General features: G+C 48.3%; 21 protein-coding genes. 4 read left to right on the forward strand and 17 right to left on the reverse strand.

Going from position 1 to position 25,199, the window contains the following annotated elements; genetic code table 11:
* Positions 1 to 74 precede the first annotated feature (74 nt).
* The 9 genes from ABC765_RS09915 to ABC765_RS09955 all read right to left on the reverse strand — a co-directional run bounded on the left by ABC765_RS09915 (position 75) and on the right by ABC765_RS09955 (position 9,164).
* A complete protein-coding gene (locus ABC765_RS09915; protein WP_347980354.1) occupies positions 75 to 740 on the reverse strand; it encodes a uracil-DNA glycosylase in 666 nt (221 codons plus the stop codon).
* Positions 741 to 805: 65 nt separating this feature from the next.
* Positions 806 to 2,176 (reverse strand): threonine/serine exporter family protein, encoded by a 1,371-nt coding sequence (locus ABC765_RS09920; protein WP_347964042.1) that lies wholly within the window; start codon positions 2,174 to 2,176, stop codon positions 806 to 808.
* A gap of 159 nt (positions 2,177 to 2,335) precedes the next feature.
* Positions 2,336 to 3,226, reverse strand: coding sequence for a LysR family transcriptional regulator (locus ABC765_RS09925; protein ID WP_347964043.1), 891 nt, complete (start codon positions 3,224 to 3,226; stop codon positions 2,336 to 2,338).
* Positions 3,226 to 4,110, reverse strand: coding sequence for a triphosphoribosyl-dephospho-CoA synthase (locus ABC765_RS09930; RefSeq protein ID WP_347953784.1), 885 nt, complete (start codon positions 4,108 to 4,110; stop codon positions 3,226 to 3,228). Before ABC765_RS09930 ends, ABC765_RS09925 begins: the two co-directional genes overlap by 1 nt.
* An 86-nt stretch (positions 4,111 to 4,196) precedes the next feature.
* Positions 4,197 to 5,735, reverse strand: a complete 1,539-nt coding sequence (citF, locus tag ABC765_RS09935) for a citrate lyase subunit alpha (RefSeq protein WP_006500678.1) — start codon at positions 5,733 to 5,735, stop codon at positions 4,197 to 4,199.
* Positions 5,725 to 6,639 (reverse strand): citrate (pro-3S)-lyase subunit beta, encoded by a 915-nt coding sequence (gene citE / locus ABC765_RS09940; RefSeq protein ID WP_006500679.1) that lies wholly within the window; start codon positions 6,637 to 6,639, stop codon positions 5,725 to 5,727. The genes citF and citE overlap by 11 nt, the downstream gene beginning before the upstream one ends.
* Before the next feature lie 2 nt (positions 6,640 to 6,641).
* Complete coding sequence (citD, locus tag ABC765_RS09945) at positions 6,642 to 6,935, reverse strand: citrate lyase acyl carrier protein (protein WP_006500680.1); 294 nt, start codon at positions 6,933 to 6,935, stop codon at positions 6,642 to 6,644.
* Positions 6,925 to 7,986, reverse strand: a complete 1,062-nt coding sequence (citC, locus tag ABC765_RS09950) for a [citrate (pro-3S)-lyase] ligase (RefSeq protein ID WP_347980355.1) — start codon at positions 7,984 to 7,986, stop codon at positions 6,925 to 6,927. Before citC ends, citD begins: the two co-directional genes overlap by 11 nt.
* A gap of 14 nt (positions 7,987 to 8,000) precedes the next feature.
* A complete protein-coding gene (locus ABC765_RS09955) occupies positions 8,001 to 9,164 on the reverse strand; it encodes an NADP-dependent malic enzyme (protein WP_347980356.1) in 1,164 nt (387 codons plus the stop codon).
* 185 nt (positions 9,165 to 9,349) lie between these two features.
* Here ABC765_RS09955 and ABC765_RS09960 point away from each other — a divergent pair, with 185 nt between their 5' ends.
* Complete coding sequence (locus ABC765_RS09960) at positions 9,350 to 10,300, forward strand: sugar-binding domain-containing protein (protein ID WP_347980357.1); 951 nt, start codon at positions 9,350 to 9,352, stop codon at positions 10,298 to 10,300.
* Positions 10,301 to 10,334: 34 nt separating this feature from the next.
* Here the strand turns inward: ABC765_RS09960 and ABC765_RS09965 are convergent, their stop codons facing one another.
* The 8 genes from ABC765_RS09965 to ABC765_RS10000 all read right to left on the reverse strand — a co-directional run bounded on the left by ABC765_RS09965 (position 10,335) and on the right by ABC765_RS10000 (position 21,664).
* The gene (locus tag ABC765_RS09965) at positions 10,335 to 11,123 is read right to left on the reverse strand and encodes an alpha/beta hydrolase (protein ID WP_347980358.1); all 789 of its coding nucleotides are present in this window, start codon (positions 11,121 to 11,123) and stop codon (positions 10,335 to 10,337) included.
* 56 nt (positions 11,124 to 11,179) lie between these two features.
* Complete coding sequence (locus tag ABC765_RS09970) at positions 11,180 to 12,598, reverse strand: DASS family sodium-coupled anion symporter (RefSeq protein WP_006500685.1); 1,419 nt, start codon at positions 12,596 to 12,598, stop codon at positions 11,180 to 11,182.
* 41 nt (positions 12,599 to 12,639) lie between these two features.
* Positions 12,640 to 13,560: an L-lactate dehydrogenase gene (locus ABC765_RS09975; protein ID WP_347964048.1), complete on the reverse strand. Its 921-nt coding sequence runs from the start codon at positions 13,558 to 13,560 to the stop codon at positions 12,640 to 12,642.
* Positions 13,561 to 13,758: 198 nt separating this feature from the next.
* The gene (locus ABC765_RS09980) at positions 13,759 to 15,147 is read right to left on the reverse strand and encodes a flavocytochrome c (RefSeq protein ID WP_347964049.1); all 1,389 of its coding nucleotides are present in this window, start codon (positions 15,145 to 15,147) and stop codon (positions 13,759 to 13,761) included.
* Positions 15,148 to 15,164: 17 nt separating this feature from the next.
* Positions 15,165 to 16,562, reverse strand: a complete 1,398-nt coding sequence (locus ABC765_RS09985; RefSeq protein ID WP_056967594.1) for a class II fumarate hydratase — start codon at positions 16,560 to 16,562, stop codon at positions 15,165 to 15,167.
* Between the two features lie 331 nt (positions 16,563 to 16,893).
* Positions 16,894 to 17,484 carry a peptidylprolyl isomerase gene (locus ABC765_RS09990; RefSeq protein ID WP_034540716.1) on the reverse strand — a complete coding sequence of 197 codons (591 nt, stop codon included), beginning with the start codon at positions 17,482 to 17,484 and terminating at the stop codon, positions 16,894 to 16,896.
* A gap of 983 nt (positions 17,485 to 18,467) precedes the next feature.
* Complete coding sequence (locus ABC765_RS09995; protein WP_347953792.1) at positions 18,468 to 20,402, reverse strand: sucrose-specific PTS transporter subunit IIBC; 1,935 nt, start codon at positions 20,400 to 20,402, stop codon at positions 18,468 to 18,470.
* A gap of 215 nt (positions 20,403 to 20,617) precedes the next feature.
* Positions 20,618 to 21,664 (reverse strand): zinc-dependent alcohol dehydrogenase family protein, encoded by a 1,047-nt coding sequence (locus tag ABC765_RS10000; protein ID WP_347980359.1) that lies wholly within the window; start codon positions 21,662 to 21,664, stop codon positions 20,618 to 20,620.
* An 87-nt stretch (positions 21,665 to 21,751) separates the two neighbouring features.
* Between ABC765_RS10000 and ABC765_RS10005 the strand changes: the two genes are divergently transcribed.
* The 3 genes from ABC765_RS10005 (at position 21,752) to ABC765_RS10015 (ending at position 25,146) form a co-directional block, all read left to right on the forward strand.
* Positions 21,752 to 22,198, forward strand: coding sequence for a GNAT family N-acetyltransferase (locus ABC765_RS10005; RefSeq protein ID WP_347980360.1), 447 nt, complete (start codon positions 21,752 to 21,754; stop codon positions 22,196 to 22,198).
* A gap of 81 nt (positions 22,199 to 22,279) precedes the next feature.
* Positions 22,280 to 23,743, forward strand: a complete 1,464-nt coding sequence (locus ABC765_RS10010) for a sucrose-6-phosphate hydrolase (RefSeq protein ID WP_347980361.1) — start codon at positions 22,280 to 22,282, stop codon at positions 23,741 to 23,743.
* A 17-nt stretch (positions 23,744 to 23,760) separates the two neighbouring features.
* Positions 23,761 to 25,146 (forward strand): DUF2252 domain-containing protein, encoded by a 1,386-nt coding sequence (locus ABC765_RS10015; RefSeq protein ID WP_347953796.1) that lies wholly within the window; start codon positions 23,761 to 23,763, stop codon positions 25,144 to 25,146.
* The last annotated feature ends 53 nt before the right edge of the window (positions 25,147 to 25,199 follow it).

Genomic DNA, 25,199 nt, shown 5'->3' on the forward strand with positions numbered 1-25,199 from the left:
ACTGAAATTCACTTTCTTATTGTCTTTGCCTTTAATCCTATCACGAATCAGCCGCTAACTTTTATTTGATTTCTTTAAATTTTGTCGTTTTCCAATTGATTTAGCTTTTGGGCAACCGTTTCCCAATCATGACGAACGATCGGCTCCAGCTTGCGTGCGTACAAAAAAGCTGCTGGATGATACATTGGAATCACCGTATAGCTCCGGCTGCTCATGACATAGCCTTGATGATCACTGGCCGCTCTTTGAATCAGGCAATGCAGGATCTGACCATGCAGACTGCCAATTTTCGCATTTGGTCCTAATAAGCGCTGCAGGCTGGTATTTCCCAGCGGCATTAAAATCTTTGGTCTCACCTGGTCCAGCTCCCAGTCAAACAGACGCGCATAGGCATAGACTTCAGCCTTGGTCGGGGTTCGATTGGGCGTTTTTTCAATGATTGCACCGGTTTTCTTATCCTTAACTTTTTTGATTGAATAAGGCCGTCTTCTGACTACGCTGGTAATATAAACGTCTTCTCTGGTCATGTGAAGATATTCTTCGATCAGCTTCATCAGCTCTTTACCAGAGGCACCAACGAACGGTATACCGGTTTTGGCTTCCTCTCTCCCCGGCGCTTCGCCAATCAGCATAATCTTAGGATGTTTAGGACCCTGCCCAGCTACAAAACCGGTTAAATGATGACCTTTTAATGAATCCTCAGCCTGCTGCAGCAGCGATGGCGGATACTCAATAATCATGCTTTCACCTTCATAAATAAAAAGATTTCGGTTATCAATTATAATAACAGAAATCTTTGGTATTACTAACTAGTATGACGCCACTTAGGATCACCCAAAATCCGTGCCGCAATCAGCCCCAGCGGCAAGAAAACGATGATCAAAAGCGCTTTGGTAATCCATAAGGCACCAACGCTGATCGACGTGAGCCCCATATTATACATAGCCCGATAAAGGTAAAGTCCAGGCACCATGATCACGATTGCCGGTACCGTTAAAGAGATTCGCGGATAGCCAAGCCGATCACGAACGAACGAGGCCAGGATTCCCGCCGTCAACGCTCCTAAGAACGCGGCCGCCCCTGCTGGCATTACGTTATAGTCAACCAGTTCAAGCCGCAGCGTATTGGCAATTGCCCCGATTGCACCTGCTGTGGCCGCCATTTTAGGCGTGGAATTGAACATGATCGAAAAGCCGAAGACCCCGCAAAAACTGGCTGGCAGCCGCAGTAAAAAGAGCATCAGTGGCGAAAGTGCCAAGGGTTCAAAGTTTTCCGGCTTGAGATGAACCAGCATGGCAACCAGCCAACCAACTAAGGTAGCTACGATAATGATCATCACGGCATAGGCTAGTCTTTCCAAACCAGAACGCATGTCAAGCTTAGAAAGATCCAGGCCGCTGGTAATGAATGGAAAACCAGGAATCACAAACAGCATAGCCCCAATATAGCCGGCTTCATGGCGCGGATTAAGCGAAATTCCCATGTTTAAAAGCTTTAGGGCCATCACATAGATAACACAGGCCACGGCTACCGAAGTCGCAAGACAGGCAAACAGCGTCAGCTTACGGTCAATCATCTTGCGCCGGACGAAATTGCCAATGCCAGCCCCAAAAAAGGAACAGATCATTTCAATTGGTCCGCCGCCCAGTAAAAATACAAAGGCACTGCAGGCTAAAGCCGCTGCCAGACCAACCTGCAGCGGCGAATAGTTGCCTTTCATCCGGTGTATAACGTCCAAGCGTTTGTGAATCTCGCCAACGGTCCAGTGATCGCCCCGTTGGTCAAACTCCTTGACAAAGCTTTCCAGCGCATTCAGCTTAGTCGTATTGACTCCAGTATTAGGCAGCGATAACGCCTGGGTATAGCTGTTATTGGCGTCCATACAGGTATATTCGATTGAAACCAGACCAATGTCAGCCGAACAGGTCATATTGAGCTTTTGGGAGACCACGTTCATCGAGTCGCGTACTCGCCAGGCTCCCGTTCCACAAGCCAGCATCATTATGCCAATACGCCCAACAATCGTCGAGCGCTCAACCAGATTGGCTTTTTTTGCAGGGGTTACATTGTCGCTGCTGTAGAAGTCATGCCAGTGAATTGCCATATGATGACGATAGTTGCTGAGATCTTCATTATCGCTTTTGGGCTGACCTTGTTCGATCGGCAGTTTTCTCATTGTTTAAATCGCTCCTTAATCGGGATATCAAAAATTGTCAAACTTCTTATCATTATAAAACGATCAAGGCTACCTGGACGAAAAAATTATTTTAATGATCACAAGTCATGCAAAAAGGCCCAGTATCCGATTTCAGATACCAAGCCTCATTCAGCTTTACTATTCGTCTTCTTTAGCTACTTGGCCCAACAGTTTTACGAAGTGCTGCTCTTCATCACTAAGGACGTAGCCATTGCGAATTGCCAGTGAGATATAGAACCATTCTGGCAGTGGATCGTCAATCTCCAATGGTACGATGCCTGTCTCGTTTTTAGCGGCATCCCGGACCATTAAGGCAATCCCAACGTTTTCTCTGACCAATTCCTTAACCCATGAAATATCAGGTACCTTATAGACGGCTACGGTTGGCTTGATATGCGCATAGGCAAAGTAGGAACGCATTGCGGCCACATGAACGTACTGTTTGTCATAAGTAATGAAATGCTGATTGGCCAGTTCCTTAAAACTGATCTTTTTTCGCTGCGCCAGGGGACTCTTGGCACTGACCATAATGCTGTATGGACGTTTGGTTAGGAGCTGTACATAGACCTTTTCTTCATCCAGCGGTGCCACTGATCCCAGCATGGCAACGTCAATTTCGCCTTTAAGCAGCTTGGACAGCAGTTCCTGGGAGCCGGCCTCACAGATCCGAACGCGCCGCATGATAGATCCTGGCACTTTCTTGGCAATCTTGGCTACCAAAAGCTTGCCGATAATCGGCGGCAGGCCAAAGCGAATCTGCCGTTCTTGAACCAGATCAATCGAATGATGGGCCAGCGAAATCTGTTCGTTGATGGTCTTGGCACTGGCCGCCAAGAGCTGACCGCTGCGCGTGATCATGTTTTGTCGGTGAGCACGATCTGTATAGACTAATTGGGCATCAAATTCTTTTTCCAATCGTTTGATCGCCTGAGTAACGGTTGGCTGCGAGACGCCGAATTCCTTGGCGACGCGCGTGTAGTTTTTATACTTGACCAATGCTTGAAAATACTGCAGATCCCGCGTATTCATCAAATCATCCCTTCAGATTGCATGGCTTCTGGCCGTAAGATTCCTTGACGCAGACCAATAAAAATCGTTAATATCAGCAGATCGGCCGAACCGCCCAGACTATAGTTGTTGAGCAGATATTCTTGATTGAGCCGTGCCAGATAGTCGCGGCCGGCCTGCGTCTGCGTGCCGCCCAGCTCTAAATATCTTTTTGCCTGTTGATGAGCCTCTTTAACAACGTCATGGCGGCCAGCCCGCTTGATCAGATTGGTGTCTTCAGTCTGCGCGACGATATGCATAAACGTATCCAACAAGCGCTGCATCGTCGTTCCCCGGCTTTTTTTCAGTGCTGGCACGCCAATCTGCATAACAGTTGGATAGCCAGCCTCAGCCTCACCACGAATGCCTTTGATGCCATAGCGCAGAAATTCTTTTTCACCGGCCGTCAGCTGCTCAATGGGCTTGGCATGCAGCTTTTCAATATCGTAATCACTGGCTGTCAATCCTTTGAGCATCCGTTTAACGATCGTGGTCAGATCCAACTGGGGATGCTTGATGCGGTAAGCTTCAGCACACGTCAGGACACCGAGCGAAAAAACCGCGCCTTTATGCGTATTAACGCCATTGGTTGCCTTAAACATCGTCTTTTCGGCTTCAATCCCAAAAGTTCGCAGTTTTTTAAACATAAGCGTCAGATCGGTTGCTGTAAAATTCATTCCCAAATCAACGCTTTGTTCAAAATAATGATGCAAACTAAGGGCGCTGTCAATAAATAAGAATACATCCATATCAGGGTGCGGTCCAGAAGACACCGGATCCACCAATCCAGGCTTGGGGTTGACGGAGACTTCATAAATCATTGCTCGAATCGCATCATTAACCAGCTTAGCGCTTGTCTGTTCCATAAATCATATCCTCAATTTTGGTAAAAAACCGCGACTGATTTTAAATGCCAGCCGCGGTTTTTAAAATTTTAATCAGTTTAGACTAATTAGTCCTTAACCTGCTTGATCGTGTCAATAATCGTTCCATCACGGTATTCAACCAGTGCCACCGTCCGATCAGTAAACTGCAGTGGTTCTGGCTTGCCAACCTTGGATTCAGCCAGCTTTTGCAGATCATGAATATCGTAGACCGGCAGACCAGGAACATTGCTCAAGGCATCTTGCAGGTCCTTGCGACGAGGGTTGATGGCAATCCCGTATTCAGTAACCAGTACGTCAACGGATTCGCCTGGCGTAACTACCGTCGTTACATCTGGAACAACCGTAGCAATCCGACCACGAACCAATGGAGCCGAGATAATCGTCAGCTTAGAGGTAGCGGCATCTTGGTGACCACCAATCGCCCCACGAATCACGCCATCAGAGCCCGTCATAACGTTAACGTTGAAGTTGGTGTCGATTTCCAGAGCCGATAAAATAGCAACATCAAGCTGGTCAACCATGGCCCCCTTGTTGTCAGGATCAGCATACCAAGAAGCATCGATTTCTTGTTGGTTTTGGTTGTTCTTCATGGAAGCAGCCGCGCCCTTGTCAAAGTCTTGAACGTCCATGACCTTCTTGACCAGGCCTTCTTCAAGCAGCTTAACCGTTGGCGAGGTAATCCCACCCAGAGCAAATGAAGCCGTGATGCCGGCATCGATCATGGATTGACGCAGGAACCGCGTAACGGCCAGGGCTGCACCACCAGAACCAGTTTGGAAGGAGAAGCCATCCTTGAAGTATGGTGAGTTGACGATAACGTCGTTTACCATTGAGGCAATCTTCAATTCCTTAGGGTCCTTAGTGAAACGAGTAGCACCAGAACCGATCTTGTCAGGGTCACCCACCTTATCAACCTTAACAACGTAGTCAACCTGTGTCTGCTTGATTGAAGCTGGCGTGTTAGGGTAGTCGACAATGTTGTCAGTCAGCAAGACGACCTTGTCAGCGTATTGAGCATCCATCAGAGCATAGCCCAATGATCCGAAGACGGCATCCCCATTCATACCATTAGCGTTACCCAGCGCATCTGAGTTTGGTACCCCCAGGAAAGCAACGTCGATCTTGATGTTGCCGTTTTCGATTGAACGCGCCCGGTTACCGTGTGAACGGAAGATAACTGGGTTCTTTAAGCCGCCATGAGATACAAAGTCGCCCAAAGAACCACGCATTCCTGAACTGGTAATGTTGGTAATCGTACCTGCCTTGATGGCTTCAATCACCTTGTCGTTCATGACACCAGTCAGCGAGGATGGTGCCAGGGTCAGGTCCTTGATTCCCAGCTTCAAGATAATGTCCATTACTTGATTGAAGACAAAGTCACCGTTACGGAAGTGGTGGTGGAAAGAAATCGTCATGCCGTCTTTAACGGTCTTTTTAACAACATCTTCCAGTGATTCAACAACCTTGTCGTCACCAGTCGTTACAGTAACCTTAGGCGCAACCCGTTGAACCTCGGGATGGCCGATTTCGGTAGTTTCAAATGGCTTGTAGTCGAGCTGCTTCATCAGATCTTCTGGCAGTTCGCGATTTACATTATTTTTCAATGTAGTTTCCCTCCTCGTCAATCAGGTTGGATGCCTTTGCCAGGCGCATAACCCGTTCAGCACGCAGCACAACTGGACGGTCGACCATTTGACCGTTCATGGAAATAACGCCAGAACCCTTGAGCTTGGCTTCCTTGATGGCATTTTCAACGTTCTTGGCGTTTTCGATTTCCTTCTTGGTTGGTTCGTAAACCTTGTTAACCATTGGAATTTGACGTGGGTTGACCAGTGACTTGCCGTCAAAGCCAAGCTGGTGAATGTATTCAGTTTCGCGGTAGAAGCCTTCCGTGTCGTTCATGTTGGTGAAGACCGTGTCAAAGGCAGCTACACCAGCCGCACGAGCAGCATGCAGAACCATGTTGCGGGCAAATTCAAGTTCGGCACCATCTGGGTAGCGGTGCGTCTTCATGTCAGTCGTGTAGTCTTCGGCAGACAGCGCAATCCCCATCATCCGATCAGATGCAGACGCGATTTGGTAGGCATTGATAACCCCCTTGGCGCTTTCAATGGCAGCCATCAGCATCGTTGAGCCTTCTTCACGGCCAAATTCTTTTTCGGCAGCCGTGATGTCGGCATCCAGCTTCTTGACCATTTCGGCATCTTCAGCTTTTGGCAGCCGGACAACGTCGATCCCAGCCTTAACCATGGCCCGAACGTCATTAGCATAGTATGGCGTGTCTTGACCATTGACCCGGACAACCAGTTCCGCGTCGCCATAGTCCTGCGTTTGTAAAGCTTCGTAAACCAGGTCACGAGCAGCATCTTTTTCAGCCATTGAAACGGCATCTTCCAAGTCGAACATGATGGAGTCGGCACCATAGATACCAGCATCCTTAACCATTGCTGGGTTGTTGCCGGGTACGAACATCATCGTCCGACGCAAGCGTTCTTTAATTTCAGCCATGCTTACAATACCTCCCATGCAGGTTCATCAGTCGTCTTGGCAGCACGTTGCGCAGCGGCAATCGTGCGGGCCTTGATTACACAATCCAAGGCGCCCTTGTCAACGGCCTTAACCTTAGCGTTTTGAATTCCCATTGCCGTCAGCGTTTCAGTGATGACCTTCTTGATCTGGGTGCCAAACTGCTTGGCAACGTCTGATTCCAAATCAATTGCAATGCCATCCGTACCCTTGGACAGCATGATTTGAATATCAGATGATTCCAAGGTACCAGCTACTGCGGTTTCCTTAATTTCCATTGATGTTCATTCCTTCCTTGATCCGCTCTTGAAGTATCGCAACATGGTCTTCAACGAACTTCTGCGTCGTTGCTGGGACGAGCCCCACGATGGCATCGAGATTGTCATCCTTGATGCATTTGCGTACCTCGGTCGCGGTAATATAATTTCCATTAGTTGCCGTCTTGCGATCAATAATCTTTAACGCAACTTTAGGCGGCAGTTCCTGCTGCAAAACCTGATTATAGATTCCAGTCGTCCGTGATAACGGCTCGCTGCCAACATAACGCGTCTTTATATTGAGTGCCGGTGCGATCGTATCGCGAAAGACGCGGGCATCTAAGGTTGTCTGGTAGCGAATCGTCTGGTCGGCTGACTCCAAAAAGTAGGCGGGGAAAGTGGCATAACTGACCATATAATCGCCACCATCAACGACAATGACGTTTTTTAGATCAGCCGTCCCCGTTTTTACCAGTTCGAATCGTTCACTGGTTCTAAACAGCGACAGATCCGTATTGACTACAAAGACATAGACCAGATCGTTTTCTTCAGCTGCCTGCTCAACCAAGTAGCGATGACCATTGGTAAAGGGGTTGGCATTCATAACGATGCCAGCTACTTTTTTAGTCGCTTGTCCGTCTACGCGCGGAACAGCGGCTAAATAGTCATCAACGTTTGGATCGCCGGTTTCCAAAAAGGCGGCGACATCCGAATGAGCCAGTTCCTTAAAGCCGAGGTGCTGAAAGCTTGCAGAATATCTGGCCTTGGTAAAGACAAATAAATGAAAGCGATGTTCTTGAAAGAGTCGATTCGTCAAGGCACTGACAATAGCATTGAATCTGGCTCCCGGCACGGCTTCTTTGTTGCAGACGCCAATGTATTTCAAGACATTGCCGGCAGCTGATCCCGTACCAACCAGCTGGCCTTGTTCATCAAGCAGTCCCAGAGTAAAATCGATCTTGTCGACCTCAGCATCCGAAAAGTTGTGAATCCCCAACGATTCCAAAAACTGCTGCCATTTCTGCCGAGTAGCTCGATCACTCAGATGCAGATCAACGATGCGATTTTCCATAGGACGACTCCTTTTTATTTTGATTGACTGGCATAATCAACAACCGCTTTTGCTACGGTTGGGACGACGCGCTCATCAAAGACGCTGGGCACGATATTTTCAGCAGTCGGTTCCGTAACCACGCTGGCCAGTGCTTGAGCAACCGCTTTTTGCAGATCCATGTCAACTTTTTTCAAGCCGCTGGCCAATAAGCCTTTGAACAGTCCTGGAAAAGCCAGAATGTTATTGACCTGGTTAGGGTATTGGCTGGATCCAGTAGCAATTACGGCTGCCCCGGCTTCCTTAGCTTTTTCAGGTGCGATTTCCTGATGCGGATTTGCCAGAGCAAAGATGATTGGCTGCTCATTCATCTGCTTGACGTCATGACGATTGATGACATTACCGGTTGAAAGTCCGATAAAAACATCCTGTCCCTTGATGGCATCATGAATATTTTGATTTTCCATACTTTGCGGCGTTCCCAGCTTAGCGGCGAACACACGCTGATAATCATTGGCGCGGTAATCCTCACTGGTAATGACGCCGTGAACGTCAACCAACGTTAAGTGCTTGATGCCGGCCGCATACAGCAGGCGCGCCGTTGCCAGTCCAGAAGCGCCAACGCCATTGATTACGACGCGCAGATCCGTCAGCTTTTTGCCAACGACCTTGGCAGCATTGATCAAACCAGCTAAAACCACAATGGCACTGCCTTCTTGATCGTCATGATAGACTGGAATGTCCAGTTCTTCGCTCAAGGCATTCTCGATTTCAAAGCAGCGTGGCGCGGCAATGTCTTCAAGATGAATACCAGCAAATGATAATGAAATGTTTTTGATCGTCTTGATGATTTCTTTTGGGCTGACCTGATCAACTGCCAGCGGAATGGCGTTGATATTGGCCAGATCCTTGTACAGCAAGGCTTTCCCTTCAATAACCGGCAGGCCGGCAGCCGGGCCGACGTTGCCAAGTCCCAGTACGGCAGTCCCGTCAGTAATCAAGGCAACCAGTTTGCCGCTGACCGTAAACTTGTCCTTGAGTTCCGGCTTTTTAGCAATCATTCTTGATAAGACCGCTACCCCTGGCGTATAGGCCTTTTGCAGGTCTGCTCGGTCCTCAATGTCAAAATCAGATTTAATGTCCAACATCCCAGTATGGGCTTGATGCAGACGAAGAATAGCATCTTCTTCTGAAGTCATCTAATCATCCCTTCAAGTTATCAAATTCTCAAACTCATCTATATTTTATTTCAAATCTCTCATCAATAATTTTACTCTCCCTTTTTAAATATTTCAAATAGTTATAATATTTTTTCAAAATTAAAAAAGTTTGATATTATTAAAAAAGAGATTCAGAATCGTCTTTAGAAAGAAGGAACATTAATATGAACGACATCACACAGCAAGGACAGCTGGCCGATATTGCCCGCGACTATTATCTTGGCCAGCTGACCATCACCCAGCTGTCGGAAAAATACCAATTAAGCCGTTATCTGATTACCAAGGCTTTAAATGAGGCACGCGCGGCTGGCATCGTTAGAATCACCATCAATTCACCAATCGATCGCAACACTGAATTAGAGACTCGTTTTGCGGAGCTCTTTCCGCATACCAATACGATGATCATCAAAGACGCAGCTACGACCAACGCTGATATCGAAAACATCATCGACTTTGCCGCGGCGGAGATTCAGCGTCATATTAAAGGCAGCGAAATCGTTGGCGTCAGCTGGGGCGGAACGCTGATGAACATCATCAATCGTTTCCAAACCGACGTCCGTGATGACCTGGTCTTTACCCAGTTTATGGGCGACAATCTCAAATACAGCTCGGCAATCGGTGCAACGCCATTGGTTCAGCGCGCCGCCGCCAAGTATGGATCCAGTTACCTGACCATTCCGGCTCCGCTTTATGTTCTCAACGACACCGTCAGAGAACAGCTTAAAAACGAACCAGCCATGGCTAACGTCTTTGAACAGTGCGGTAAGATGGACATGCTTTTTACCGGTATTGGCACGATTGACTCAGTCAACAGCATTCGGGTCTGGCATCAAAGTCTTAACGAAATTTTCGAAAACGTTGATCGTCAAGAAATCGTCGGTATGCTTTACGGTCGTCCCTACAGCATTGATGGTCAGATTCTGACGCCAAAGAGCGACAAACTATTTGGTGCCTCCGTAGCCGCGCTTTTAGAGGTACCTTGCCGCATTGGCGTCGTTAAAAGCAAGTTTAAGGCCCGCGCCATGCTGGGAGCCTTACGCGGCAGTCTCTTAACCGACATTATTACCAATGAGGCCGTAGCCAACCGAGTCCTGCTGGAATTGGACAATAACTGATTTTTATGCGTCGTCTGCTGTAGGCGGCGTTTTTTTATGACTGCACGCCCATCGCAAAACGATCTAAAATCTGGTTGAAGGCAGCTGGCTGTTCTGCCATCACGGCATGACCGGCATTGGCAACGACCTGTGTCTGCGCTTTTTCATTTAGGATCTGAATTGCCTGCAGAAAATCGGGATTAAAGTATGGCGACTTTTCACCAGCAACCGCCAAAAACGGTACCGGCATCAACGCAATGATATCGCGCCAGTCTTGGAAGGCATGGTCAATCGCAAAATTAAAATTGGCGCTTTGGTCATACGGATGCAGGGTATTGGCCTGACGAACGGCATCAACCGTAGCCTCGTCAATCTTGACGGCAGTAGCGCGGCCAAGCGGCATTTTCAGCGCTGCCGGGAATTCATCCCAGGTCAGATCCTTAAAGCCATAATGCCACGTCTCGTCATTAATCATCTTAGGACTTTGATCGATATCAATCAGGCCATCCAACTGACCACGGCCAAATAACGAAACATAGCCAAACATCGTCGAAGCCCCCATTGAATGTCCCACTGCCAGACAATGCTCAATCGACAGACTCTTCAGCAATTCATAAACGTCGATTGCATGCCGTGAAATGCGCGCACCCTTAAAGGTATGTTCAGAGGCTCCTTGATTGCGCGCATCAAAAGTAACTACCCGATAGCCGCTTTGCAGCAGAAATTCCTTGGTTGGCCGCCAGATTTCCTTGCACATTCCTAATCCACTGACCAATATAACCGGATAGCCAGTTCCTTCATCATCATAATCCAGGCGTATGTGATCTGATGTAATAAATTTCATAATCTTTCCTTTCGATGCAAAAAAAGCGACCCAAACTGGATCGCTTTTTTGCATGTCTACCACATGCCGATAACTTTCATCCAAAGAGGTGCTACCGTCAAGAAGACTACCAGATAAAGCAGACCCAAGACAAAGCTCATGCGCCACCATTCACCCTGCTTAACATAACCGGAGCTTGCCAAAATGGAAGCGGGACCGTTGGCATAGTGAGTAGTCGAAGCCATGATTGAAGAACAGAATGCCAGCATCATTGCCGCCAGCATAACTGGTGCCCCCGCCGAAACGGCAACTCCGACAAACGGAGCGTACAAAGCCGTAACGTGCGCCGTGGCACTGGCAAACAGGTAGTGAGCGTAGAAGTAGATGATCATCAGAATTGCCAGAACTGCAACCCAGTTCATACCATGCAGACCGCTGGCAATTGACTTGGACAGCCACTTGATCAGACCCATTTCAGAAAGCTCGCCTGCCATGAAGACCAGAATCGAAAGCCAGATCAAAACGTTCCAGGCACCTGTTTCACTCAGCAGATCCTTAGTAGTCAAAACCCCAAAGATCAGCAGCAGTGAGATTGCCAAGAAAGCAACGAATGAAGCTTCAATGCCCAATGTGTTGGACATCATCCACAAAACGATCGTTAAGATGAAGACGCCAGCCATGATCTTTTCAGAAACCTTCATTGGTCCCATTTCGCGCAGGCTCTTGTCAGCCCATTCACGAGCATTTGGCGTTTCTTTGATCTCAGGCGGATACATCTTGTAGATAACGAATGGCACCAGGATAAACAGCAGCAGACAAGGTACGACACTGGCCGTAAACCAGCCCAGCCAGGTAATGTGAATCTTCATCGTCTTAGCCAGGGCAACGATAACCAGGTTAGGTGCCAGGGCCGTCATAAACATAGCCGAGGTGATGATGTTGCTGTTAAATTCAGAGAACGTCAGAAACGCCCCGATTTTTTTGCGTGAATCGTCATTTGGTTCGGAACCAAACGTCTTGGCCAGGGATTCAACCAGTGGGTAAACGATCCCCCCGGCACGGGCCGTGTTGGAAGGCGTAGCTGGCGCCGTGATCAGATCGATTCCCCCAACGGCATAGGCCAGACCAAGCGTCTTTTTACCAAAGGCCTTGATCAGATACAGGGCAATCCGGTGACCCAGACCAGTCTTGATGATCCCCCGTGCCAACATAAAGGCCATGGCAATCAGCCAAGAAGAAGAATTGCTGAAGGCCGTCAATGCATCGTCCATTGGTACCAGCTTGGTCAGTACCATGACAGTAAAGCCGATCAGCGTTACTGCAGCAATTGGCAGCGGCTGCGTAATGCAGGCAGCAATCGTTGCAATAAAGATCGCCATCATATGCCAGGCAGCAACTGAAACGCCAGCTGGCCGAACCGGAGCCGTAAACCAGATCAGCAGCCCGATAATTAATGGGGCAATAAAGCCCTTATACTTAACTTTTGCTAAACCCATTGTGATATTTCCTCCAAAAAAGGTTGTCTCAAAATCCTAATCTAAAGCTCAACGCCATCCAAAACTTCTTTCATCTTGGCGGCGGAGTGCTGCATTGCCGCTATCTCGCGTTCAGAAAGCGGCGTTTCAATAACATAACGAATTCCAGTCCGATTAACGGAGGCCGGCGTCCCTAAGTACAGATCATTGATGCCATACTGACCATTCAAAGGTGCCGACAATGGCAAAACGATTGAACGATTGAAGATGATGGCCTCACAGATCAAAGACAGACAGCGGGCAACGCCATAGTAGGTAGCGCCTTTGGAACGAATAATCGCGCCACCTTTTTTCTTGACCCCAGACTGCATCTCTTCAAGCTCTTCATCGCTGACATCCGCAAACTCTTTTAAGGGCTTGCCGGCAATCGTTGCTTCATCAAAGTTGGCAAATGACGTATCACCATGCTCGCCTAAAACGTCAACGCTGATTTCGCGTACCGGCACATGACAGCGTTTGGCAAGCGCAACTCGCAGTCTGGCCGTATCAAGCGAGGTTCCCGTACCAATGACCCGGTTCTTTGGAAAACCAGAAATCCGCTGCGTCAGCGTCGTCAAAATATCAACTGGGTTGGAAGCAACGACAAAGATTCCCTTAAAGCCGCTGTTAACGATTGGATCGATGATCGTCTTTAAAATGCCAACGTTTTTGTTGACCAGATCTAAACGACTCTCGCCAGGCTTGCGCGGAATCCCCGCTGTGATGACTACAACGTCGGTATCGGCTGCGTCTTCATACTTACCAGCGCGAACCACCGTCGTCCCATCAAACATGGCCAGGTCTTCCAGATCCATTGCATCGCCAGCCGCTTTTTGCGTCTTACGATCAACAATGATCAATTCATCTAAACTAACGTGTTGCAGTAAATCGTTGGCAAAAGCAGAACCAACTGCACCATCGCCAACCAGCATAACTTTTGACATATCTGATTTTCCTCTCTACTCGACTGAAACAGCACTTGCAGCACTATTTTCAAAATTTTCCAACAAAGTTTAGTATTGTACACGCTTCTTGTGATAATTTCAACAAAATAATGGCTAAGAATACGACAGGGTAACGTCCCACCAACCCTGTCGTATATTAATCTATTCAGACCCGCGTACCCTACTCAAAGCAGAAAATTAATGTTCGCGAGCATAAACCGTTACTTGTTGACCAGCTTGACGACCAAAGATGATCGTTTCAGCGATTGAGTTGCCACCGACCCGGTTGTTGCCGTGCAGGCCGCCAGAAACCTCACCTGCTGCATACAGGCCAGGAATAACGTCGCCATTGCCATCAAGTACCTGTGTCTTGGTATTGATGTGAATTCCACCCATCGTGTAGTGGATGGCAGGTGCGATATGAATGGCAAAGTAGCCTGGCTTGGACAGATCGCGATCCATCCCTGTCGTCCGGCCAAATTCCTTATCGTCGCCAGCTTTGACAGCCTGGTTCCAAGTTTCAACCGTGTTCTTCAAGACAGCTGGATCCATCTTCAGGTTCTTAGCCAGATCCTCAATCGTGTTGCCATGAACGACCAGCCCAACCTTGTCGTAGAACTCGATAGCCTTGGCATGATCACGCACGCCTTGGTCAAAAATCAGGTAGGCACTGTGTTCTGGCAAGGCGGTAATCGTTTCTGAGACGATCTTGCGCGTGTTCAGCTCGTTGACGAAACGCTTGCCTTGGAAGTTAACCAGAATTGCGCCTTCACCACGAACGGCTTCACCAATCAGGTAGACATGTGGATTGTCTTGTTGAACGGTTGGGTGAACCTGAACGAAATTCATCTGCGTCAGTTGGGCGCCAACCTCTTCAGCCAGCTTCAAGCCATCACCGGTTGCACCTGGCTGATTGGTCGTCTTGTAGTCGGCCAGATCTGGACGGTAGCGCTTGATGTATTCCTTGGAGGCACCAAAGCCACCAGTTGCCAGTAAGACGGCCTTGGCATTGATCTGCTTGGTTTGACCATCAACATTGGCAACTACGCCGGCAACTGCGCCTTGATCGTTTTTGACCAGTTTTTCGACCTTGACCTTGTTGAAGACCGGAATCTTTTCTTGAGCCGCCACATCCAGCAGGCTCTTAACCAGGAATCCACCAATTGGCGCCATAGAGGCTGGGCGGTGCGTCCGCTTTTTAGACATCCCGCCAGTAATCGTAACGTCTTCCAGCTTGATGCCATGATCAGCCAGCCAGTCGATTGCCAGTGGCGAGTGAACGACGAAGAATCCCAGCATATCCTTATCATTGAGCTTGCCACCGTCTTTGTAGGTTTCACGGTAGAAGTCATTGATGTTGTCAATAATGCCATGCTTGAGCTGAACGTTGGTCTCGGCGGCGTTCATCCCGGAAGATGCTCGGTTGGTATTGCCGCCAAGCTGCTCTTCTTTTTCCAGTACCGCTACGTTCATTCCCAGTTCATGAGCTTGAATTGCGGCTGCCAGACCGGTACCGCCAGAACCAACGATTACCGCATCATAGCTGTCTGCCAGTTGACTGACTGGCGTGGTTTGAAATTGTGCCATTTTGCAGCTCCTTTGATTTAGTCTTCGTAGTCATGACGATCAGCGTTGGTCATCTTCAGCGGATCCATCCATTCGTCATATTGTTCTTCAGTAACCTTGCCAGACTTCAAAGCGGCTTCCTTCAGCGTGCTGCCGGCCTTGTCAGCGGCTTGAGCAATCTTGGCACTGTCATGGTAGCCGATGTGTGGAGAAAGTGCCGTCACGGTCATCAGCGAGTTGTCCAGCAGTTCCTTCATCCGCTTTTCGTTAACCGTCAAGCCATGAATCATCTTGTCGGCAAAGCCCATCGTCGTACCCGTCAGCAGGTCGGCAGATTCCAAGAAAGCATCGATCATAACCGGCTTGAAGACGTTCATTTCAAAGTTACCTTGTGAAGAGGCAGTTGAAACGACCACGTCATTGCCAAAGACCCGCAGAGCAGCCATCGTAACGGCTTCAGCTTGAGTTGGGTTAACCTTGCCGGGCATGATTGAAGATCCTGGTTCGTTGGCAGGAATGTGCAGCTCGCCATAGCCAGCCCGTGGACCAGAAGCCAGGAACCGGATGTCTTGGGCAATCTTGAACATGTCAGCTGCCAGCGTCTTCAAGGCACCGTGAACCACGTTAAGACCAGAATGGTGCGACAGGCCGTAGAACTTGTTGCTCTTGGCAGTCAGCTTCAGACCATATGCCTGGCTGAGCTTTTCAGCGATCTTTTCAGGCATGCCTTCAGCGGCGTTCAGACCAGTACCAACAGCCGTACCACCAATTGCCAGTTCTTCCAGCGTTGGTTCGAGCTGTTCAATGTACTTCAAGTCATGTTCAAGCGCAGCCACATAGCCAGAGACTTCTTGGCCAAAAGTCAATGGAACGGCATCCTGCAGGTGGGTCCGGCCAACCTTAACCGTTTCCCAGTACTTGTCCTGCTTGATCTTCAGTTCGTCAATCAGGTGCTGTACGGCTGGCTTCAGCTTATCCAAGGCTTCCAAGGCTACGACGTTCATTGCCGTTGGGAACGTGTCGTTTGAGCTTTGACCCTTGTTGACGTCATCGTTAGGCAAAATCTCTACGTCAGGGTTGATCTGCATGGCCTTGTGAGCAACGACTTCATTAGTGTTCATGTTGGTCTGCGTACCAGAACCGGTTTGGTAGACCTTCAATGGGAAGTCCTTGCGCAGATCCTCATCGCTTAAGGCCAGCAGTTCGTCAACGGCTTTAACGATCAGGCTGCCCTTTTCTTCTGAAATAGCGTTGGTTTCCATGTTAGCTTGGGCAGCTGCCTTTTTAATGTTCAGCAGTGCACGAATGATGGCGATTGGCATGTATTGGCCAGTTGGGAAGTTGTGACGGCTCCGTTCAGTTTGAGGGCCCCACAAAGCATCAGCAGGGATCTGAACTGGACCTAGAGTATCTTCTTCAGTACGAAATTCTGGCATATTAAAACCTCCAATTGAATTCAACATGCGATATAAACAAAGTGATGTAAGCGTTGTTGCTTTTTTACGATTCCAACTTTACTCTGCATAATTAGATATAGTCAAAACAAATAGAGCTGATAAGAATTCCTTATAATCCCCCATTAAAATGCCTTTCCTAAGCTGTTTTAATCTTTTTGAAACTTTTGCACAATCTTTAATTAATTTCAAAAAAAACTAAAAATTTTTCGTTTAATTGATTAATTAGACATTTACATTTAAAAGTCAATCAGCAGCAATAAAAAATACTGCTGATCAGCTCAAGCAAGCCATCAGCAGTATCGTACTCATATTATTCTTCTGTGATTTCAACCGTCGTCATTACAACGTCTTCTTTAGGCTTGTCAGCAGCATCACGAGCAACCCGGCTGATCTCATCAACCACGTCCATGCCGCTGACGACCTGGCCAAAGACGGTGTGGTGCCCATCAAGCCATGGCGTGCCACCATTCTTTTCGTAATTGGCGATGACTTCGGCTGGCCAGCCCAGCTGCTTCATTTGACCAATCATATTGCCAGGTACCTGCGTAGCACTGACAATAAAGAATTGACTGCCGTTGGTATTAGGACCGGCATTGGCCATTGACAGCGCGCCATTGAAGTTAAAAAGCTCACGGCTGAATTCATCTTCAAATGGTGCGCCAAAGCTGCTTTGCCCGCCAGCTCCAGTCCCGGTTGGATCACCGCCTTGAATCATAAATTCGGGAATCACCCGGTGGAACGTTACCCCATCATAGTAGCCCTGCTTGGCCAGCGTAATGAAGTTTTCAACCGTCTTGGGCGCCTGATCTGGGAACAGCTGAATGGTTACGTCACCATGGTTGGTCTTGATGGTTGCTTTAGGTCCCTTGGCATCTGCCAGGTTCAATTGTGGATAGGTCATGTTTTCCTCCTGCTAATATAGAAAATCAATTTATACCTAATTCTATCATTATTTTGGACTAACACGATCTGATATTGATCAACGTTTTTACTGCAATGAAAAATTTTGAGACAACCGCTGGCCGGCTTGGCATCTATTGATATACTATATGCTCTACAGAAATTGGAAACTAAAAATGACTCCGGCAGTCAAGCACCATTAACCTCAACAATAATTTCAGCAGCATTTGGCTTGCCAAAACCATTTTGCAAACTAGAAGCTCAAGTACAATGACGCAGCAGTAGTCAACCACCATCCGCTAAACATAATTAAAACCGCCGATATTTAATCGTTAGGCTCAAAATGACATCTTATTAGGTCATTACGACTGTCAGACGACCAACCTTGTGAAAGAATTGGATCTTTAACCGCTGATAATACTGAATTTACCTACTTTACCTTGTTTTTTCATCCATAGTAGGCAGCTGTATATTCGGCCAATCCAACTTTACCTACTTTTGACAGCTTTTCTTCAAATCGTAGGTAACAATGCATATTCTAGGGTTGATTGGGTCAGACCAACTTTGTGAATTACCTACGATTAAGGGATTTTTAGTTAATAGTAGGTAATATTAGGCTCACCTAACTTGATATACATTAATTTTTACCTACTATGCATCGTTTTTTCACCAATAGTAGGTAGTCGTCTTTGGTTATCTAAAATTATGCAGAATTTTTTGCATAACACCGCCACTATCGTTTGATGACGACTTTTACAACTGACAGATAATCGCTTCTTGATGAAGATCAGATGCTTGACTGACTACAAGACTCCGAATTATCCGCCTTGCTTAGATTCTTAGCCATGATCAGGATCATGCCGACCCAGACATTCTCGACCGCTGCAATGCTGATTCCAATTGCTGCAGTTGCCAAATAAATCAAAAACCGCCCGATTCCCAGTCATCGAGCGGTTTTAGCATTAATGCAAAGATGTTTACTCGTTATTTGGCAACTTCAATCAGCTTTTCGCCATGCTTGATCGCGCCTTCTGCAACGTGTTCAACCTTGGCGTAGCTGGCCGTATTCGTTACGACGATCATTACCGTAGTATCGTAGCCAGCCGCTTCAACAGCCTTGAGATCAACCGTCCCCAGCTTGTCGCCGCGCTTAACCGTTTGGCCTTGCTCAACTGCGCTGGTGAAGTGTTCGCCTTTCAGGTTAACCGTATCCAAACCAACGTGGATCAGAATTTCAGCCCCATCATCAGACGTAATGCCGTATGCATGCTTAGTAGCATAAGCAACGGTAATCTTACCATCAACTGGTGAGTAGATGGTGCCATCGCTTGGTACGACAGCCGCGCCATCACCCATCATCTTTTGGGAGAAGACCTCATCTTTAACCTTGGACAGATCTTCTACCTTTCCGTCAATTGGGCTCAGAACTTCTTCACTCTTAACGGCACCAGCAGGCTCAGCAGCCGTTGCCTCAGCCTGAACCTCAACTGCCTTGGCTTCAGCGTCAGCCTCAGCTTCAGTAACTGGATCAATCAGGTTGCGGTGGGCCTTGCCATAGAAGAACGTGACACAGAATGCAATGGCAAAGCTGATCAGCTCACAAAGAATGTAAAGCGGAATCGACTTGGCATTGATCGAAAGGAAGCCAATGAAACCAGCCGAACCAAGTGATACGGCAATCACGTGGAACATACCAGCCAATGCACTGGCAACACACGAGCCAATCAAAGCACAGAAGAATGGGAACTTCAATTTCAGGTTAACCCCGAAGATTGCCGGTTCAGTAATCCCCAGCAGTGCCGAAACAGCGGCTGAGCTGGAAAGGCCCTTCATCTTCTTGTTCTTGGTCAGGAAGTAAACCGCTGTCGTCGCAGCCCCTTGCGCAACGTTAGCCATGGAAGCAACGACAAAGATGAAGTCGCCATAGCCAGTTCCCGACTTAAAGGCCGAGATCAATTGCGTTTCGATGGCTGGGAAGCTTTGGTGCAGACCCGTCAAAACGATTGGGGAGTAGAAGGCACCAAAGATACCAGTTCCGACCCAGCCAAGCGTGTTGTAGATCCAAACAATCGCAGCCGTGATCCAGTCGGAAAGATCCCGCATAACCGGACCCACAATGGTAAACGTCAGAAAACCGGTCAACAGAATCGACAGCAGCGGCGTAAACGTGAAGTCAACCGCACTTGGCAGCTTCTTGTGGAACCATTTTTCAAAGATCGACAGCAGCCAAACTGCAGCCAGCGCCGGAATAACCTGGCCCGTGTAAGGCTGCATTGAAACGTGCAGGCCAAAGACGTTCCAGAAGTGGCCCGCCTGCAGCAGCGGCGAGGTCATCATCATACCGACAACCGCGCCCAAAAATGGGTTGGCACCAAACCGCTTGGCACCAGAGATCCCAACCAGAATTGGCAGGAACGTAAATGGCGCTGCCGACATTACGTTGACCATTGATTCGATTCCCTTGAGCGAAGGGTACATCTGAATGACTGACTTTGGCCCAAACAGACCAGGTGAAGCCAGCACGTTGTCCAAAGCCATCAAAAGACCGCCGGCAACCAAGGCTGGAATCAACGGTACGAAGATATCAGACAGCAGCTTGATGAACGCCATCACCGGATTCGTCTTTTGGTTCTTGGCGGCAACCTGCTTCAGCTCTTGGGTTGACATTTCCTTTAAGCCGGTAATCTTAACCATTTCATCGTAGACATTGTTGACATCACCAGGGCCAATGATGATCTGGTATTGACCATTCGTTTCAAACGTCCCTTTGATGTCGGCGTCGCTATCCAACATTTTTTGATTGATCTTGGAATCATCCTTGACCACCAAACGAAGCCGCGTGGCACAGTGCGCAGCAGCCACGATGTTATCTTTGCCCACCGCTTTGACAACGGTTTGGGCGACTCGTTTATGATCCATAATTGCTCTCCCCAGATAAATAATTGCATTGCTAACCAAATAAAATAAATGTTAAAAACATCTGTAAGCGCTTTTACTGTTATTTATCATACCTGCTTTTCGCAAAATGTCAATCGTTTAACAATTATTTTTACCGGTAAAATGACAATGGGTTGACATATAATCCCGTTTTAAAGGCATTTTAACCGCCTGTTGGAATTTAAAATTTTTTTAATTTATTCGCTTGTCCCGACTCTTAAGACGCAGGCACCATCAATATCGCCCTGCTTAACCCGCCGCAATGCTTCATCAGCTTTAGCCAGCGGATATTCGGCAACTCTGGGATGAATATCCAGACGATCAGCCAGCGTCAAAAACTCTTCACCGTCACGCCGCGTATTGCTCTCAACGCTGGTCAGCACTTTTTCATGAAAGAGATGATCCTGGTAGGCCATTTGCGGCATGTCGCTCATATGAATACCTGCTAAAGCCAGCGTTCCCCCTGGCACCAGACTCTCCAAAGCCTTAGGAATCATCTGGCCGGCTGGTGCAAACATGATTGCCGAATCAAGCAGTACCGGCGCTTGATCATAGGCACCCTGCGCGGAGGCACAGCCCAGCTGACGAGCAAACTGCTGCGCGTCTTTCCCCCTTGTAAAGACGTGAACCTCAATTCCCTGCTTAATCGCAATCTGCGCCGTGATATGCGCTGAACCGCCGAATCCGTACAAACCCAAGCGACCGCCTGCCGGAACGTTGGCACGCAGATAGGCCCGATAGCCGATGATCCCGGCACAGAGCAGCGGGGCCGCCGTCAGATCATCGAAACGTGCAGGAATTCGATAGGCAAATCCTTCTGGTACCGTAACGTACTCTGCATAGCCGCCATCGTGATCCCAGCCCGTGTAGCATGAATGTGGGCAAAGATTTTCACGGCCCGAGCGACAGAAGCGGCAGACCCCGCAGGCATGCCGAAACCAGGGAATCCCGATGCGCTCACCAAGTTTAAAGCGCTGCGTATCTTCGCCAAACGCCACAACCTGCCCCACGATTTCATGACCAGGCGTGACGTTGGGCTGATGAACCGGCAGATCGCCTTCGCTGACGTGCAGATCAGTATGACAGACGCCACAGGCCAGCACCTTAACCAGAACCTCGCCCCGCTTTGGCTTCGGCACTGGCTTTAAGACAAACTGAAGCGGTGATCGTTCGCCATCAATCGGACCCGGCTTGACAACCGCCCAGGCATGCATCATTGCTGGAATTGATTCTTCTTTCTCCATATTGCCACCTCGCTTGCTAAAAACCTATACTTAGACTACAAGTAAATAATAACGCTAATTCAAGCTGACATTACAGGAGGTTTTATCATGATTGACGTAAAACAGACCAATGAACTGACGCCGCCAGAACTGGTTACGATCTTTAAGGAACGGACCCGCGTTTTTGTCGTTGAACAGACCTGCTATTATCAAGAAGTCGATGACGAAGACTATCAATGCTTTCACGTGCGGATGCTAGATGATCAGACCAATGAACTGATGGCCTACGCGCGCATCATGCCCAAAAAAGACTACGTAACGTTTGGTCGCGTGCTGGTCGTTGAAAAATTCCGCAGGCAGGGGCTGGGCAATCAGCTGCTCAAAGCCGTCTTAGACTATATCTCAACGCATTTTCCAGGTCTTGACGTTGAGATTGAAGCGCAGGCATATCTAACCAAGTTTTATGGCAGCTTTGGCTTTAAGCAGACATCCGAGATCTACCTATTGGATAATATTCCTCATTGTCAGATGAAACTGGCCGCAAGCATTGATTGATAAACGTTTGACATCAAGCCGCCAACTCCTTAAAATTAGAATGTAAAACAGCGCTTTCAAATTGACAGAGGGGTTGAGATTATGGAATGGACTCGCGAGCAACGCTACTTACCTTATGAAAAGCACAGCGCCTTAGAACTGCTGAAACTGCAGGCACAGGCCGCCAATTCGTCTTATCAGATGCATTATCACGTGCGGCCGAGCTCTGGCTTGCTGAACGATCCAAACGGCTTTTCTTATTACAATAATGAATGGCACGTTTTTTACCAATCGTTCCCATTTGGTGCCGCTCATGGTCTGAAGTCGTGGATGCATATGACGTCACCGGACCTGGTACATTGGCAGAATCATGGCCTGGCCCTGGCACCGGACACTGAATATGACAGTCATGGCGCTTATTCAGGATCGGCCCGTGTAATTGATGATCGGCTGTTCTTAATGTATACCGGTAATCATCGTGACGCTGACTGGCAAAGAACGCCTTATCAGCTGGGAGCCTGGCTGGACAAACAGAATCAGGTAGTCAAGCTGGACCAGCCGCTGTTCGTCAATCCCGATCACATCAGCGAGCATTTTAGAGACCCACAGTTATTGAAACATGATGGAAAATACTATGCCATCATTGGTGCACAGGAAAAAGACACTCAGGAAGGACACATCGATCTATGGGTCAGCGATGAGCTTACGACTGGCTGGCAAGAAGTCGGCTATGTTGATTGTATGGCCGATTCAATGGGCTATATGTGCGAATGTCCCAATCTGATCGACGTTGACGGTCATCCCGTTTTGATTTTTTGTCCGCAAGGCTTGGATAAAAAGGTAGCGGATTATGAAAACATCTACCCGAACATGTATCTGATTGGTGACGATTTCGACTATGAAAAGGCTAAACTGATCAACAGCTCGCAGATTCCCGTCAACCTGGATGATGGTTTTGACGTCTATGCAACGCAGGCCTTCAACGCGCCAGATGGCAAGGCTTATGCCATCAGTTGGGTAGGCTTGCCAGATCTTTCCTATCCTACTGACACGGAAAACTGGGCCAACTGTCTGAGCCAGGTTAAAGAACTGCACTATCAAAACGGCCGCCTGCTTCAAAAACCAGTTGCGGCAATGAAAGAACTGCGCGGCCAGGCTGAATCGTTTAATGGCAACGTCAGCCACATCAAGACTGGCCGTCAGTTTGAGATGAGCGTCGATATCGCTGCCGACCAAGCTGGCACGATCTTTTTAGCAGCTGCCCAGGATCTTTCTGCCGGTTTACAGGTGCGTTTTGACACGCGGACTGGTAAACTAAGCGTAGATCGCAGTCATGCCGGCCAACCTGTCGCTCCTGACTTTGGCACGGTAAGAAGCGTAAAGCTGCCAGCCGATCAGCCTTTAAAGCTTGACGTCTTTATCGATCATTCGCTAGCCGAGATCTTCGTCAACGACGGCGAACACGTCTTGACTCTGCGCTTCTTCAATGATCCTTGTCAGGTCTGGGCAGGCTTTGATGAGCGGATCAATGCTCACGGAACGGTATGGCAGCTGAAAAACATGTGAAGGAAGTTTTGTCAGTGATGCTCAATCAGCCTCTGGATGTTTTTGACCTAAAAAAAATCCAGGTTAACGCCACAAAAGCCGAACTGGAAACCGATGGCAAGCTGCAGCGCCGCCAAGTTCCAGTCGAAAAGCTCGGTGAATACGTCCCCGTTCAGCGCGATCCGATCAATTTGATCAAGCTGACCGAAGCCAAGATGATCCCTGAGCTGCTGCCATTGCGTCATCAACGCATGGCCGCCAGCCGCTTCGCCTTTTTTCGCGGCACCGCGGAATTAATGGAACAAGACCTTAAGCAGCAGTATCAAAGCGGTATCTCAATCATTATCAATGGTGATGCCCATTTAGGAAACTATGGCTTCTATGCCTCGCCAGAACGCAAATTGCTGTTTGATCTCAATGATTTTGATGAATCTCGGATCGGCAATTGGGAAAGCGACTTAAAGCGTCTTTTGGTCAGCACCTACCTGGTTGGCCTGCAGAACGATTTTGAGCCAGATCGGCTGCAGACGCTCTTAAGCAGCATGTGCAAGGTTTATCGGCGCGGCGTCAAGCATGCCGAGACGCTCACCCTGCTGCAGCGCTTTTATTTTTCATACGAGATTCATGATATGATTCAAACGCTGAACTCGCTGGAGGATAACGATCGTGCCGAAATGAGCCGCATCGTCGATCGAATTCTCAAAAAGAGCCATAAGAACAACTCAGAAACGGTCATTAAAAAATTTACAACGCTTGATCTGCGTGGCCATCTGATCTTCCGTGAGAATCCACCTCGCGCCCGCCACGTCAGCGACCACACGTTCAGACAGATTCAAGCAGCCTACAACAGCTATCGCAACTACGTCAGAGAAGACATCCGCGTTTTGCTGGCCAGCTACCATCTTTCTGACGTGATTCGCTACAGCGTCGGCGTTGGCAGCTTTGGCACACGCTGCTTTTTATTGCTGCTGACTGGGATTGATGGCAGTCATCTGGTCCTGCAGATGAAAGAAGCTTTGCCGCTGCGCTATAATCTGTTGGCCATGCCGGTTGCTGAATCCATCAAAAGCAGTCTGAATGCTGGGCGGCGAATCGTTACGGCACAAAAGGTTCTGCAGTCAGCTTCCGATCCTTTCCTCGGCAGTACGCATTTTGATGGTCGCGGCTACTACTTGCGCCAATTCCGAGATATGAAGGAATCAATTGACGCGACCCGCTTGGATTTTGAAAGTCTAAGCGTTTATGCCGAGATCTGCAGTTTCCTATTGGCCATGGCGCATTTCCAAAGTCCTACCGCTCCTCGCATTGCCGGCTATCTGCGCAAGCAAAAACAGCTGGATGAAGGCTTGGCCAACTGGGCGGTTCAATATTCCAAACAGGTCGATCAAGACTATCAACGCTTTTTAGCTTACCTGAATCAATAGTCATTATAAAAACACCTCGTCTGGCAACTGCCAAGCGGGGTGTTTTTAGCTTT

The organism is Limosilactobacillus sp. WILCCON 0051, from assembly GCF_039955095.1.
Taxonomy (GTDB): domain Bacteria; phylum Bacillota; class Bacilli; order Lactobacillales; family Lactobacillaceae; genus Limosilactobacillus; species Limosilactobacillus allomucosae.

Coding starts and splice junctions, on each gene's coding strand:
- ABC765_RS09985 (WP_056967594.1), bottom strand. CDS start 16,562: ATGCCAGAATTTCGTACTGAAGAAGATACTCTAGGTCCAGTTCAGATC.
- citE (WP_006500679.1), bottom strand. CDS start 6,639: ATGGCTGAAATTAAAGAACGCTTGCGTCGGACGATGATGTTCGTACCC.
- ABC765_RS09925 (WP_347964043.1), bottom strand. CDS start 3,226: ATGAATACGCGGGATCTGCAGTATTTTCAAGCATTGGTCAAGTATAAA.
- ABC765_RS10000 (WP_347980359.1), bottom strand. CDS start 21,664: ATGGAGAAAGAAGAATCAATTCCAGCAATGATGCATGCCTGGGCGGTT.
- ABC765_RS09970 (WP_006500685.1), bottom strand. CDS start 12,598: ATGGGTTTAGCAAAAGTTAAGTATAAGGGCTTTATTGCCCCATTAATT.
- ABC765_RS09975 (WP_347964048.1), bottom strand. CDS start 13,560: ATGTCAAAAGTTATGCTGGTTGGCGATGGTGCAGTTGGTTCTGCTTTT.
- ABC765_RS10015 (WP_347953796.1), top strand. CDS start 23,761: ATGCTCAATCAGCCTCTGGATGTTTTTGACCTAAAAAAAATCCAGGTT.
- ABC765_RS09920 (WP_347964042.1), bottom strand. CDS start 2,176: ATGAGAAAACTGCCGATCGAACAAGGTCAGCCCAAAAGCGATAATGAA.
- ABC765_RS09980 (WP_347964049.1), bottom strand. CDS start 15,147: ATGGCACAATTTCAAACCACGCCAGTCAGTCAACTGGCAGACAGCTAT.
- ABC765_RS10010 (WP_347980361.1), top strand. CDS start 22,280: ATGGAATGGACTCGCGAGCAACGCTACTTACCTTATGAAAAGCACAGC.
- ABC765_RS10005 (WP_347980360.1), top strand. CDS start 21,752: ATGATTGACGTAAAACAGACCAATGAACTGACGCCGCCAGAACTGGTT.
- ABC765_RS09930 (WP_347953784.1), bottom strand. CDS start 4,110: ATGGAACAGACAAGCGCTAAGCTGGTTAATGATGCGATTCGAGCAATG.
- ABC765_RS09960 (WP_347980357.1), top strand. CDS start 9,350: ATGAACGACATCACACAGCAAGGACAGCTGGCCGATATTGCCCGCGAC.
- citD (WP_006500680.1), bottom strand. CDS start 6,935: ATGGAAATTAAGGAAACCGCAGTAGCTGGTACCTTGGAATCATCTGAT.
- ABC765_RS09990 (WP_034540716.1), bottom strand. CDS start 17,484: ATGACCTATCCACAATTGAACCTGGCAGATGCCAAGGGACCTAAAGCA.
- citC (WP_347980355.1), bottom strand. CDS start 7,986: ATGGAAAATCGCATCGTTGATCTGCATCTGAGTGATCGAGCTACTCGG.
- ABC765_RS09915 (WP_347980354.1), bottom strand. CDS start 740: ATGATTATTGAGTATCCGCCATCGCTGCTGCAGCAGGCTGAGGATTCA.
- ABC765_RS09965 (WP_347980358.1), bottom strand. CDS start 11,123: ATGAAATTTATTACATCAGATCACATACGCCTGGATTATGATGATGAA.
- ABC765_RS09955 (WP_347980356.1), bottom strand. CDS start 9,164: ATGACTTCAGAAGAAGATGCTATTCTTCGTCTGCATCAAGCCCATACT.
- ABC765_RS09995 (WP_347953792.1), bottom strand. CDS start 20,402: ATGGATCATAAACGAGTCGCCCAAACCGTTGTCAAAGCGGTGGGCAAA.